Annotated in this window: 9 protein-coding genes and 4 tRNA genes; 2 read left to right on the top strand and 11 right to left on the bottom strand. The window is 57.6% G+C overall.

Features of this window, described 5'->3' with window-relative positions:
* Positions 1-22 precede the first annotated feature (22 nt).
* From B9N88_RS22685 to B9N88_RS22640, 10 genes are all read right to left on the bottom strand, one after another.
* Positions 23-1,897: a SurA N-terminal domain-containing protein gene (locus B9N88_RS22685; protein ID WP_027606244.1), complete on the bottom strand. Its 1,875-nt coding sequence runs from the start codon at positions 1,895-1,897 to the stop codon at positions 23-25.
* 230 nt (positions 1,898-2,127) lie between these two features.
* Positions 2,128-2,400: an HU family DNA-binding protein gene (locus B9N88_RS22680; RefSeq protein WP_003174819.1), complete on the bottom strand. Its 273-nt coding sequence runs from the start codon at positions 2,398-2,400 to the stop codon at positions 2,128-2,130.
* Positions 2,401-2,549: 149 nt separating this feature from the next.
* Entirely contained in the window at positions 2,550-4,946 is a 2,397-nt protein-coding gene (lon, locus tag B9N88_RS22675) for an endopeptidase La (protein ID WP_027606243.1), read from the bottom strand.
* Positions 4,947-5,108: 162 nt separating this feature from the next.
* Positions 5,109-6,392, bottom strand: a complete 1,284-nt coding sequence (clpX, locus tag B9N88_RS22670; protein ID WP_003238279.1) for an ATP-dependent Clp protease ATP-binding subunit ClpX — start codon at positions 6,390-6,392, stop codon at positions 5,109-5,111.
* Between the two features lie 112 nt (positions 6,393-6,504).
* Positions 6,505-7,140: an ATP-dependent Clp endopeptidase proteolytic subunit ClpP gene (gene clpP / locus B9N88_RS22665; RefSeq protein WP_003174822.1), complete on the bottom strand. Its 636-nt coding sequence runs from the start codon at positions 7,138-7,140 to the stop codon at positions 6,505-6,507.
* Positions 7,141-7,231: 91 nt separating this feature from the next.
* On the bottom strand, positions 7,232-8,542 hold the full coding sequence (gene tig, locus B9N88_RS22660; protein ID WP_027606242.1) for a trigger factor: 1,311 nt from the start codon (positions 8,540-8,542) through the stop codon (positions 7,232-7,234).
* Between the two features lie 397 nt (positions 8,543-8,939).
* Positions 8,940-9,015 (bottom strand) — tRNA-His (locus B9N88_RS22655).
* A 77-nt stretch (positions 9,016-9,092) separates the two neighbouring features.
* Positions 9,093-9,177, bottom strand: a tRNA-Leu gene (locus B9N88_RS22650).
* A 56-nt stretch (positions 9,178-9,233) separates the two neighbouring features.
* Positions 9,234-9,309: transfer RNA gene (locus B9N88_RS22645), tRNA-His, on the bottom strand.
* Positions 9,310-9,341: 32 nt separating this feature from the next.
* Positions 9,342-9,418 (bottom strand) — tRNA-Arg (locus tag B9N88_RS22640).
* A 275-nt stretch (positions 9,419-9,693) separates the two neighbouring features.
* Here B9N88_RS22640 and folD point away from each other — a divergent pair.
* The gene (gene folD / locus B9N88_RS22635) at positions 9,694-10,548 is read left to right on the top strand and encodes a bifunctional methylenetetrahydrofolate dehydrogenase/methenyltetrahydrofolate cyclohydrolase FolD (RefSeq protein ID WP_027606241.1); all 855 of its coding nucleotides are present in this window, start codon (positions 9,694-9,696) and stop codon (positions 10,546-10,548) included.
* A 207-nt stretch (positions 10,549-10,755) separates the two neighbouring features.
* A complete protein-coding gene (gene pbpG, locus B9N88_RS22630) occupies positions 10,756-11,679 on the top strand; it encodes a D-alanyl-D-alanine endopeptidase (protein ID WP_027606240.1) in 924 nt (307 codons plus the stop codon).
* Between the two features lie 43 nt (positions 11,680-11,722).
* Here pbpG and B9N88_RS22625 read toward each other — a convergent pair whose 3' ends face one another.
* A complete protein-coding gene (locus B9N88_RS22625; protein ID WP_027606239.1) occupies positions 11,723-12,385 on the bottom strand; it encodes a C39 family peptidase in 663 nt (220 codons plus the stop codon).
* Positions 12,386-12,394: the final 9 nt, after the last annotated feature.

Genomic DNA, 12,394 nt, shown 5'->3' with positions numbered 1-12,394 from the left:
GGGCTTCTTGTTCAAAGCGACATCAGTACTTCTTGATATCAGCCTTGGTTTCCAACTGCTTGCGGTACGCCGCGAAGTCCTGCTGGCCGACACGGGAAGCGAGGAAGCGGCGGTATTGCGCCTTTTCTTCGTCCGTTGGGGCAGCCGCTTCGTTGACGCCGTTCAAGCGCACGATCACCAGGCTGCCATCAGCCAGGGTCACGGTGGTGAAGGTCGGCTTGTCCTTGGCCGCAGGCTTGGGCATGCGGAACAGGGCTTGCAGCACGGCCGGGTCAATCGCTTCCTGGCTACGGGTAGCCGCTTCAGTGACTTTCCAGGCCTGGCCGTCGACCGGCTGGTTCAGCGGGGTCTTGCCATCACGCAGGCTAGCGATCAGCTCGTCAGCGTGAGTCTTGGCAGCCGCGCTGGCGCGCTCCTTGGCCATCTGTGTGCGAATCGCCGCAGCAACGCTTTCCAACGGCAGTTGCGCCGGTTTGCGGTGCTCTTTGGCACGCAGCACGATGATGGTTTCCGGGTCCAGCTCGATGGCGCTGCTGTTGGCACCTTCATCCAGCACTTCCGGGCTGAACGCAGCGGTGACCACGGCACGGTTGGCCGCAACACCGTCACCACCTTCACGGCCAAACGGCGCGGAGGTGTGTACGGTCAGCTTCAGGTCCGATGCTGGTTGGGCCAGGTCGGAGGCTTCGAATGCCGCATCTTCCAATTGCTTGGTTGCTTCGACAAAACGCTGCTCGACCTGTTGGGTCTTGAGCTCGCGGGTCAGCTTGTCTTTCAGGCTGGCGAACGTCGGCACTTGCGGTGCTTCAACGCCCAACAGCTTGATCAAGTGCCAACCGAAGGTGCTGCGCACCGGTGCAGATACCTGGTCCTTGTTCAAGGCGTACAAGGCTGCTTCGAAGTCCGGGTCGTAGACGCCAGGGCCGGCAAAGCCCAGATCGCCGCCATTGTTGGCCGAACCTGGATCCTGGGAGAACTCCTTGGCCAGGGCCTCGAACTTCTCACCCTTGGCCAGGCGCGCCTGGATTTCTTCGATCTTGGCCTTGGCTTGCGCGTCGGTGACCTTGTCGTTGACTTCAATCAGGATGTGCGCGGCACGACGCTGTTCAGCAAGGTTGGCGGTTTCTTTCTGATAGGCAGCCTGCAGTTCATCGTCCTTCACGCTGACCTGATCGAAGAAGGAAGACTTCTTCAGTTCCAGGTAGTCGATGACCACCTGGTCCGGGGTCATGAACTCCTTGGCGTGCTGGTCATAGTAAGCCTTGACCTCGTCGTCGGTGAGTTTCACCGCCGCAGGGTTGGCCTTGATATTGACGGTAGCGAAATCACGGGTCTGTTTTTCCAGACGGGCGAATGCCAGCACTTCGGCGTCGGTCACGAAACCGCTGCCGGCGATGCCTGCGCGAACCTGGCCAATCAGCATTTCCTGGGTCAGCATCTGACGGAACTGCAGACGGCTGTAGCCCAGCTGACGGATCACCTGGTCAAAGCGTTCGGCGTTGAACTTGCCGTCCACCTGGAATTCCGGGGTCTGCAGGATCACCTGGTCCAGTGCAGCTTCGGAGAAGCCAAACTTGGAGTCGGCGGCGCCTTGCAGCAGCAGCTTGCGATCGATCAGGCCCTTGAGGGCCGCTTCGCGCAGCAGTTTTTCGTCCAGCAGTGAAGCATCGAAATCCTTGCCCAGCTGTTGCATCAGCTGGCGACGTTGCATGTCGACGGCCTGGCTCAGTTCAGTCTGGGTGATTTCTTCACCGTTGACCTTGGCCACGTCCTGCTTGGTGTTGGTCGAAGCCTGGAAAATGGCCTCGATACCGGTGAACGCCATCAATGCGACGATGATCCCGATAATGGTCTTGGCAATCCAGCCTTGTGAATTGTCCCTGATATTTTGCAGCATGCGTCCCCCAGAAACGGTTGAACTTCAAAAATTGGCAACCGTGGAGCGTGGGTAGAGTCCGGATAGAAGAAAGGCGCATCCGAGGATGCGCCTTCTCGTAACTGGCGGAGCGGACGGGGGGTTGAATCTACACCCCCGGCTTGGCGACCCGATGGATACTTGGGTCAGCTTTCGCTCCGCTGCCAGGCCAGACCTGCGTCCGACCCGGGTAGCAAAGGCTTGATCGAAGCTTAGTTAACCGCTTCTTTCAGGGCTTTACCGGCTTTGAAACCTGGTTTCTTGGCAGCAGCGATTTGCAGTGCTTTGCCAGTCTGTGGGTTACGGCCAGTGCGAGCTGGGCGGTCAGTCACAGAGAAAGTACCGAAGCCTACCAGTACCACGGAGTCGCCGGCCTTCAGAGCGCCAGTGACGGATTCGATTACTGCATCCAGCGCACGGCCGGCAGCAGCTTTCGGGATATCAGCGGATGCAGCGATAGCATCAATCAGTTCCGACTTGTTCACTCTAAGTCCCCTTATATATCTATTGAGTATGATTCTAAGTTTTTTGGTAAACAGCAAAAACCAGTGCTGAATGGCCTACAGACACTTAAGAGCCGCTTTATAACAAGGGCTCTAAAAAGCTGTCAAGGAAGCCCCCAGGCTTATTCACATTAATGCGTGCTAATTCTTTCCTTGGAATCAGACTCTCGTTTTTCGTCCTTTGCAACTATCTCCGGAACCACATCCGGCAAGGGCTCCGGCGCGTATTGCAGCGCAATTTGCAGGACCTCGTCAATCCATTTAACCGGTTTAATCTGAAGATCCTGCTTGATATTGTCAGGAATTTCCTTCAAGTCGCGAACATTCTCTTCAGGAATGATCACAGTCTTGATGCCCCCGCGGTGTGCAGCCAGCAATTTCTCTTTCAGGCCACCAATGGCCAATACCTGGCCACGCAGGGTGATTTCCCCGGTCATCGCGACATCGGCGCGCACCGGTATGCCGGTCAATGCCGAAACCAGGGCCGTGCACATGCCTACGCCAGCGCTCGGGCCATCCTTCGGTGTAGCCCCTTCCGGCATGTGGATGTGGGTGTCGTGCTTCTCGTGGAAGTCCAGGGGGATCCCCAGGCTCCTGGCGCGGCTGCGCACCACGGTCTGCGCGGCGGTAATGGATTCGACCATCACGTCACCGAGGGAGCCGGTCTTGATCAACTGGCCCTTGCCGGGGATCACCGCAGCTTCGATGGTCAGCAATTCGCCGCCCACCTGGGTCCACGCCAGGCCAGTCACCTGCCCTACCTGATCCTGCTGTTCCGCCAGGCCGTAACGGAATTTACGCACACCCAGGAAGTGCTCAAGAGCGTCGGCCGTGACCTTCACCGAGAAGCGTTTTTCCAGCGCGTGCTCCTTGACCGCCTTGCGGCAAATCTTCGCGATCTGGCGCTCAAGCCCCCGTACACCGGCCTCGCGAGTGTAGTAGCGCACGATGTCGCGGATCGACTCGACGTCGAATTCGATCTCGCCCTTCTTCAGCCCATTGGCCGAAATCTGCTTGGGCGCGAGGTATTTGACGGCGATATTGATCTTCTCGTCTTCGGTGTAACCCGGCAGACGAATCACCTCCATCCGGTCCAGCAATGCCGGCGGAATATTCATGGAGTTGGAGGTGCACAGGAACATTACGTCGGACAGGTCGTAGTCGACCTCCAGGTAATGGTCGTTGAAATTGTGGTTCTGCTCAGGGTCGAGCACTTCCAGCAAGGCCGATGCCGGATCGCCGCGCATGTCGCTGCCCATTTTGTCGATTTCATCGAGCAGGAACAGCGGGTTGCGCACACCCACCTTTGTCATTTTTTGAATCAATCTTCCTGGCATCGAACCGATGTAAGTCCGGCGATGACCACGAATTTCCGCCTCATCGCGCACGCCACCGAGGGCCATACGTACGAATTTACGGTTGGTGGCATTGGCGATGGACTCGGCCAGGGAGGTTTTACCTACCCCAGGCGGGCCAACCAGGCACAGCACCGGGCCACGAATCTTCTTCACGCGCTTCTGCACGGCGAGGTATTCGAGGATGCGTTCTTTGACCTCTTCAAGGCCATAGTGGTCGGCATCGAGAATGTCTTCGGCACGAGCCAGGTCCAGGCGTACCTTGGTCTGAGCCTTCCACGGCACCTGCACCAGCCAGTCGATGTACGAGCGCACCACGGTGGCTTCGGCCGACATCGGCGACATCTGCTTGAGCTTGTTCAACTCGGCGGTGGCTTTGGTCAGGGCGTCTTTAGGCAGGCCGGCAGCATCGATGCGCTTTTTCAGCTCTTCGATTTCGTTGTGGCCTTCCTCGCTGTCGCCGAGCTCCTTCTGAATGGCCTTCATCTGCTCATTCAGGTAGTACTCGCGCTGGCTGCGCTCCATTTGTTTTTTGACACGACCCCGGATGCGCTTCTCGACCTGGAGCAGGTCGATCTCGGCATCCAGCAACGCCAGCACGTGTTCGACACGGGCCGACAGGTCAATGATTTCGAGGATGTCCTGCTTCTGCTCGATCTTCAGCGCCATGTGCGCGGCCATGGTGTCGACCAGGCGGCTTGGCTCATCGATGCTATTGAGGGAAGACAGGACTTCAGCCGGGACTTTCTTGCCCAACTGCACGTACTGCTCGAACTGCGAGAGCAGGCTGCGCACAAACACTTCGGACTCGCGCTCAGGGGCCTCGACTTCGTCGATCAGCACCACTTCGGCGCGCAGGTGGCCGTCCACCTCCATGAAACGCTCTACCGCACCGCGCTGCTCGCCTTCCACCAGCACCTTGACGGTGCCATCGGGCAGCTTGAGCAGTTGCAGGACAGTGGCAATGGTGCCGACGCGATACAGGGCATCTTCGCCTGGATCATCATCGGCAGGGTTTTTCTGGGCCAACAGCAGGATTTGCTTGTCGCCCGTCATCGCGGCCTCGAGGGCTTCGATAGACTTCTCGCGCCCCACGAACAGCGGGATAACCATGTGCGGATAGACGACGACATCACGCAACGGCAGGAGAGGCAATTCGATGGTTGTCTTCATGATTTCGCCTCTATGACAGTTGAAAAATAAGCTTGAAACCAAGATGGGGGCTGCGTGTAAAAAAAACAAGCTCAATGCTGGCAGTTACACGCAGTAAAAATCCTTATGAAAAACAAAGGAGCCCCTAGAGGCCCCTTCGTTTGTACCAAAACTGCGAAACGCTTACGCGTCTGGCGCAGCCTTGGCAGTCGGCTCACTGTTTTCGTAGATATACAGTGGCTTGGACTTGCCTTCTATAACGCTTTCGTCGATCACCACTTTACTCACCTCGGACTGCGAGGGGATTTCGTACATGGTGTCGAGCAATACACCTTCGAGGATCGAACGCAGGCCACGTGCACCGGTCTTGCGCTCCAGTGCCCGCTTGGCCACCGATTTGAGCGCGTCAGTACGGAACTCGAGGTCCACACCTTCCATCTCGAACAGCTTGGCATATTGCTTGGTCAGGGCGTTTTTCGGTTCGGTGAGGATCTGAATCAGAGCCGCCTCATCCAACTCGTCCAACGTGGCCAGGACCGGCAGACGGCCAACGAATTCCGGGATCAGACCGAACTTGACCAGATCGTCAGGCTCGACTTCACGCAGGGACTCGCCCACCTTCTTGCCTTCTTCCTTGCTGCGCACTTCTGCACTGAAACCGATGCCGCCACGGGTAGACCGTTGCTGAATAACCTTCTCCAGGCCGGAGAATGCGCCGCCACAGATAAACAGGATGTTGCGCGTATCAACCTGAAGGAATTCCTGCTGCGGGTGCTTGCGGCCGCCTTGTGGCGGTACGGAAGCAACCGTGCCTTCGATCAGTTTCAACAGGGCCTGCTGCACGCCTTCACCGGAAACGTCCCGAGTGATCGACGGGTTGTCGGACTTGCGCGAGATCTTGTCGATTTCGTCGATATAGACAATACCCATCTGGGCCTTCTCTACGTCGTAGTCGCACTTCTGCAGCAGTTTCTGAATGATGTTCTCGACATCTTCGCCCACGTAGCCAGCCTCGGTGAGGGTGGTGGCGTCGGCGATGGTGAACGGAACGTTCAGCAGGCGAGCGAGGGTTTCTGCAAGCAGGGTCTTACCCGAGCCTGTAGGACCGATCAGCAGGATGTTGCTCTTGCCGAGTTCGACTTCGTCGCCTTTCTTGTCACGCTGGTTCAAGCGCTTGTAGTGGTTGTATACCGCTACGGCCAGAACCTTCTTTGCACGCTCTTGACCAATCACATACTGATCAAGGATGCCGCTGATTTCTTTAGGCGAAGGCAATTTATGCGCGCTGCTTTCGGCCTGGGCTTCCTGCACCTCCTCACGGATGATGTCATTGCACAGGTCGACGCACTCGTCGCAGATAAAGACCGAGGGGCCGGCAATCAATTTGCGCACTTCATGCTGGCTTTTGCCACAGAAGGAGCAATAGAGCAGCTTGCCGTTGTCCTCGCCGTTGCGGGTGTCAGTCATTCGTTCGATCCAAATCCGATAGGCTTGCAACACAAGATGAAGGCTTATGCGGGCTTTTTCAAGCCCGCAGATGATCGGAAAACCCGACCAGCCCTATTTTGAGCGGCTTATATTAAGCGGGGCGCTTTTCGATCACTGCGTCGATCAACCCATATTCACGTGCGGCTTCGGCGCTCATGAAGTTGTCACGGTTGGTGTCGCGCTCGATTTCTTCCAGGGTGTGCCCGCTGTGCTTGGCCATCAGCGTGTTGAGGCGTTCGCGGATGAAGAGGATTTCCTTGGCGTGGATTTCAATGTCCGACGCCTGACCCTGGAAACCGCCCAGTGGCTGGTGAATCATCACACGCGAGTTCGGCAGGCAGTAACGCTTGCCCTCGGCACCTGCGGTCAGCAGGAACGCGCCCATGCTGCAGGCCTGGCCAATGCAGGTCGTCGATACGTTCGGCTTGATGAACTGCATGGTGTCGTAGATCGACATGCCCGCTGTCACCGAACCGCCCGGCGAGTTGATGTAGAGATGGATGTCCTTGTCCGGGTTTTCCGCTTCAAGGAACAGCAGTTGCGCACAGATCAGGTTGGCCATGTAGTCCTCTACCGGGCCCACCAGAAAGATCACTCGCTCCTTGAGCAGGCGCGAGTAGATGTCGTAGGCGCGTTCGCCACGAGCGGACTGCTCGACAACCATCGGGACCAGGCCGCCTGCGGCCTGGATATCAGAGTTCTGCTGAATATAGGAATTACGGAACATGCTCTGCAGTTACTCCCAAATAGTCATGTCTTGAAAACGCATAAGCCAGCGCGAGGCTGGCTTATGGTTGAATTTCCAACGAGTTGGACAATCAGTCGGCTTGTGCTGCTTCCGCCGGCTTGACTGCTTCTTCGTAAGAGACCGCTTTATCGGTCACCTTAGCCTTCTGCAGAACAGTATCCACAACTTGTTCTTCCAGCACAACCGAACGTACTTCGTTCAGCTGCTGGTCGTTCTTGTAGTACCAGGCCACGACCTGCTCAGGCTCCTGGTAGGCCGAAGCCATTTCCTGGATCATTTCGCGGACGCGATCTTCGTCAGGCTTGAGGTCGAACTGCTTGACCACTTCAGCCACGATCAGACCCAGCACCACACGGCGCTTGGCTTGCTCTTCGAACAGCTCGGCCGGCAGTTGGTCTGGCTTGATGTTGCCGCCGAACTGCTGGACAGCCTGTACGCGCAGGCGATCCACTTCGTTGGACAGCAGGGCCTTAGGCACTTCGATCGGGTTGGAGGCCAGCAGACCATCCATGACCTGGTTCTTGACCTTGGACTTGATAGCCTGGCGCAGCTCGCGCTCCATGTTCTTGCGAACTTCGGTGCGGAAGCCTTCGATACCTGTTTCCTTGATGCCGAACTGATTGAAGAACTCTTCGTTCAGCTCTGGCAGCTTAGGCTCGGAAACGCTGTTGACGGTCACGGTGAACTCGGCGGCTTTGCCAGCCAGGTCCAGGTTCTGGTAGTCAGCAGGGAATTCCAGGTTCAGGACACGCTCTTCGCCGGCCTTGGCGCCAACCAGGCCGTCTTCGAAGCCAGGAATCATGCGGTTGGAACCCAGCACCAGCTGAGTGCCCTTGGCGGAGCCGCCAGCGAATGCTTCGCCGTCAACCTTGCCAACGAAATCGATGTTCAGCTGGTCTTCGTTCTGGGCAGCACGGTCGACCACTTCGAAACGGGTGTTCTGCTTGCGCAGGATTTCCAGCATGTTGTCCAGGTCCGAATCAGCCACTTCGGCGCTCAGGCGCTCGATAGCGATACCGTCGAAACCGGCCACTTCGAACTCAGGGAACACTTCGAATACGGCAACGTATTCCAGGTCCTTGCCCGCTTCCAGGGACTTGGGCTCGATCGAAGGCGAACCAGCCGGGTTCAGCTTTTGCTCAACCACTGCTTCGTAGAAAGAAGCCTGGATCACGTCACCGACGGCTTCATTGCGTGCATCAGCACCAAAACGGCGCTTGATTTCGCTCATTGGCACTTTGCCTGGACGGAAACCAGCGATCTTGGCCTTTTGGGCAGTCTGCTGCAGACGCTTGTTGACCGCAGTCTCGATGCGCTCAGCCGGCACGGTGATGCTCATGCGGCGCTCGAGAGCAGTAGTATTTTCAACAGAAACTTGCATGGATATTCCTCGTTGCACAGACGTTAGCCGGCCATTTCCGACCCCAATCAAGGGCATGCATTCTAGTGGGTCAAACTCAAGAAGTCACCCTACTGGAAATACGCCCGTAAACAGCCGGCAATTTATCGGTACGAAGGCACTGTCGCGCCCCGCCCCGGTGACAAATAAAGCCAATCACGCCAGGGCTCTGCGCCGCCCCTCTATATATAGAAGGGATCGTCGCCCATCTCCCTGACGGCCTACCTCGCAATGAAGGCAGATAACAATGCAGTATCATCGAGACACATAAATACGATGAAACGCATCGCCATCGCGACCCACAACCCGCAGCCACGAAAAACCGAACCGCCAAAACCAAAAAAGGCGCCAGACTGTTAAATCTGGCGCCTTTCGAATATGGGGTGGACGAAGGGGATCGAACCCTCGACAACGGGAGTCACAATCCCGTGCTCTACCAACTGAGCTACGCCCACCATATTGCGTTAACAAAGAAACCAAACTACTTCTTTGTCTAACCCCACCCTGCATGTAAACCGAGTAAGGCCTTATTTGGTGCGGATGAAGAGACTCGAACTCTTACGCCTCGCGGCGCTGGAACCTAAATCCAGTGTGTCTACCAATTCCACCACATCCGCGCTTGAAGCTCTTAAAGCAAAGGCGCCAGACGGTTAATCTGGCGCCTTTCAAAATATGGGGTGGACGAAGGGGATCGAACCCTCGACAACGGGAGTCACAATCCCGTGCTCTACCAACTGAGCTACGCCCACCATATAGCGCTACTTGTGCCAAAGCTGCCTAATGGCGCACCCGGCAGGACTCGAACCTGCGACCATCCGCTTAGAAGGCGGATGCTCTATCCAGCTGAGCTACGGGCGCCTTATTAATCTGTACTCTTGGAGGATTACAAACTAAGTGCTTCCAGCCTTGCAGAACAACCATTCTGCTCGACCTTCTTAACCAGTGCTAGGCTGTGCCCGACAAGTGCGACGAATAGTATAGAGGGCCTGGAAACCCGTCAAATCTTTTTTGAAAAAAATTCATTTTATTTAAGGGGTTAGGCCAATTTGCGGACCAAGCGCCTTTGCCCTCACGCCGTGGCGTGCGAGAATGCGCGCACTTTTCCTCCCCCTCTCGATGGTTAATCACGCGTAATGACTGCACAACTTATCGACGGCAAATCAATCGCCGCCAGCCTGCGCCAGCAGATCGCCAAACGAGTCACCGAGCGCAGCCAGCAAGGCTTGCGCACGCCTGGCCTCGCGGTGATCCTGGTCGGCAGCGATCCTGCCTCTCAGGTTTATGTCTCGCACAAGCGTAAAGACTGTGAAGAGGTCGGCTTTCTTTCCAAGGCCTACGACCTGCCTGCCGACACCACCCAGCAGGCCCTGACCGACCTGATCGACAGCCTCAACGACGACCCGGCGATGGACGGCATCCTCCTGCAATTGCCATTGCCCGCGCACCTGGACGCGTCCAAGCTGCTCGAGCGCATCCGCCCTGACAAAGACGTCGACGGTTTCCATCCTTATAACGTCGGCCGGCTGGCGCAGCGTATCCCACTGCTGCGCCCGTGCACGCCCAAAGGCATCATGACCCTGCTGGAAAGCACCGGTGTCGACCTGTACGGCCTCGATGCCGTCGTCGTCGGCGCGTCCAACATCGTGGGCCGCCCAATGGCCATGGAGTTGCTGCTGGCCGGCTGCACCGTCACCGTGACCCACCGCTTCACCAAGGACCTGGCCGGCCACGTTGGCCGTGCCGACCTGGTCGTCGTGGCCGCCGGCAAGCCGGGCCTGGTCAAGGGCGAATGGATCAAGGAAGGCGCCATCGTCATCGACGTGGGCATCAACCGCCAGGAAGACGGCAAGCTGGTCGGCGACGTGGTGTATGAAACCGCCCTGCCCCGCGCCGGCTGGATCACCCCGGTGCCGGGTGGCGTTGGCCCGATGACCCGTGCCTGCCTGCTGGAAAATACCCTGTACGCCGCAGAAACCCTGCACGGTTAATAACCAGCCGTACTGAAAAAGCCCTGCCTTATCGCAGGGCTTTTTATTGCTCGGAAGAAAACCTGTTTTTTCTTAGTTTTTAAGCACTTTCGTCCGGTTTTAGAAGAACATTCGACAGTCTCTCGTCCATACTCCTAAAATGTAACGCCATTTATCACAAAACCCGTTTCCCAACGGTATTTCTTACTTTTTAGCGAGTTCATCCGCGTGAAAATTCGTCTTTCCATTGTCAGCCTGTTTTTTGCGTTCACCGGCACCTTTGCACACGCTGCCGACTCCGCCCTGGCGCCGCGGGATCCGTCCAAACTGCAGATCGCTTCCGGCAGCGCCATGCTGGTGGACCTGCAGACCAACAAGGTCATCTACGCCAGCAACCCCGACGTGGTAGTGCCTATCGCTTCGGTGAGCAAGCTGATGACGGGCCTGATCGTGCTTGAAGCCAAGCAGAACATGGACGAGTACATCGACATCAACATCACCGACACGCCGGAGATGAAAGGCGTGTTCTCCCGCGTGAAGATCGGCAGCCAGATGCCGCGCAGGGAGATGTTGCTGATTGCCCTGATGTCCTCGGAAAACCGCGCCGCCGCTAGCCTGGCGCACCACTATCCGGGCGGCTACGCGGCCTTTATTGCCGCGATGAACGCCAAGGCCAAGGCCCTGGGCATGACCAGCACCCATTATGTCGAGCCCACCGGCCTGTCGATCCACAACGTGTCCACCGCCCGCGACTTGAGCAAGCTGCTGGCCTACGCGCAAAAATTTCCGATGCTGAGCCAGTTGAGCACCACCAAGGAAAAGACCGTAGCGTTCCGCAAGCCCAACTACACCCTGGGTTTCTCCAATACCGACCACCTGATCAACCGCGCCAACTGGGATATCAAGCTGACCAAGACCGGTTTCACCAACCAGGCCGGTCATTGCCTGGTGCTGGTCACCCGCATGGGTAATCGTCCCGTGTCGCTGGTGATCCTGGATGCTTTCGGCAAATTCACCCACTTTGCCGATGCCAGCCGTATCCGTAGCTGGGTCGAGACCGGCAAGGGCGGCTCGGTGCCGGACGTCGCGCTGCGCTACAAGGCTGACAAGAACCTGAAGAACCGCGCGAATGCCGCCGAAGTCCGCCGTTAAGGAACACCGAGAACGCATTTAGGAGGGGCTCGCCCCTCCCATTTTATTTGTGTTCCGCCAACACCTTGAGCGCCTGCGCTGCCGCCCGCTCCTGCCCGGCCTGGGCCGTTGCGTTCGCCGAATCCCGCCAGCGCTGCGCATCCACATTGGCCGGTAATTGGCTCGGGCGCTGGGTGACGATTGCCCAGTGCCCGGCACTGCTCCACTTCGACTCAAAGTCGCTGAAGCTCATCAGCAGGCGTCGGTCCATGCCTGAACGCAACAGCACCGTGCTTTTCTGCTGGTTGAAACCCACCACCACCACGTAGTGCGCGTCAGACAACAGGCCGCCGCCAATCCGCGCCATCACCGGGTAACCCGCCGCCACCTGCGCCAGTACCGCGGTCAGCTTGGCATCCAGCGGGTACACCATCAGCCCGTACTCACGGGCCAGCACCTGCATGTTGCGCTCCAGGTCCGCTTCACCGCCCGGCAAATGCAACGGCTTATCCAACAAGCCCGGTGTCATCACAATGCCTTGTTGCGACAGCATGCTGGCTAATGCCGTAGGACCGCTCTGATAAGCCTCGCTGCGAAAGGTCGGCACACCATTGAGTTCGACACGTTCCGGCAGGCCCGGAAGTTTCGACGGCTGCCCGGAACAGGCCGCGAGCCCCAGGGCACAGGCCAGCAACAAGGATGTTTTAAGGTTCGACCGTAACCGCAATTTTTTACT

Origin of the sequence: Pseudomonas sp. LAMO17WK12:I1, assembly GCF_900177315.1 — a bacterium.
Taxonomy (GTDB): domain Bacteria; phylum Pseudomonadota; class Gammaproteobacteria; order Pseudomonadales; family Pseudomonadaceae; genus Aquipseudomonas; species Aquipseudomonas marginalis.
This window is presented reverse-complemented; position numbering and strand designations above follow the sequence as displayed.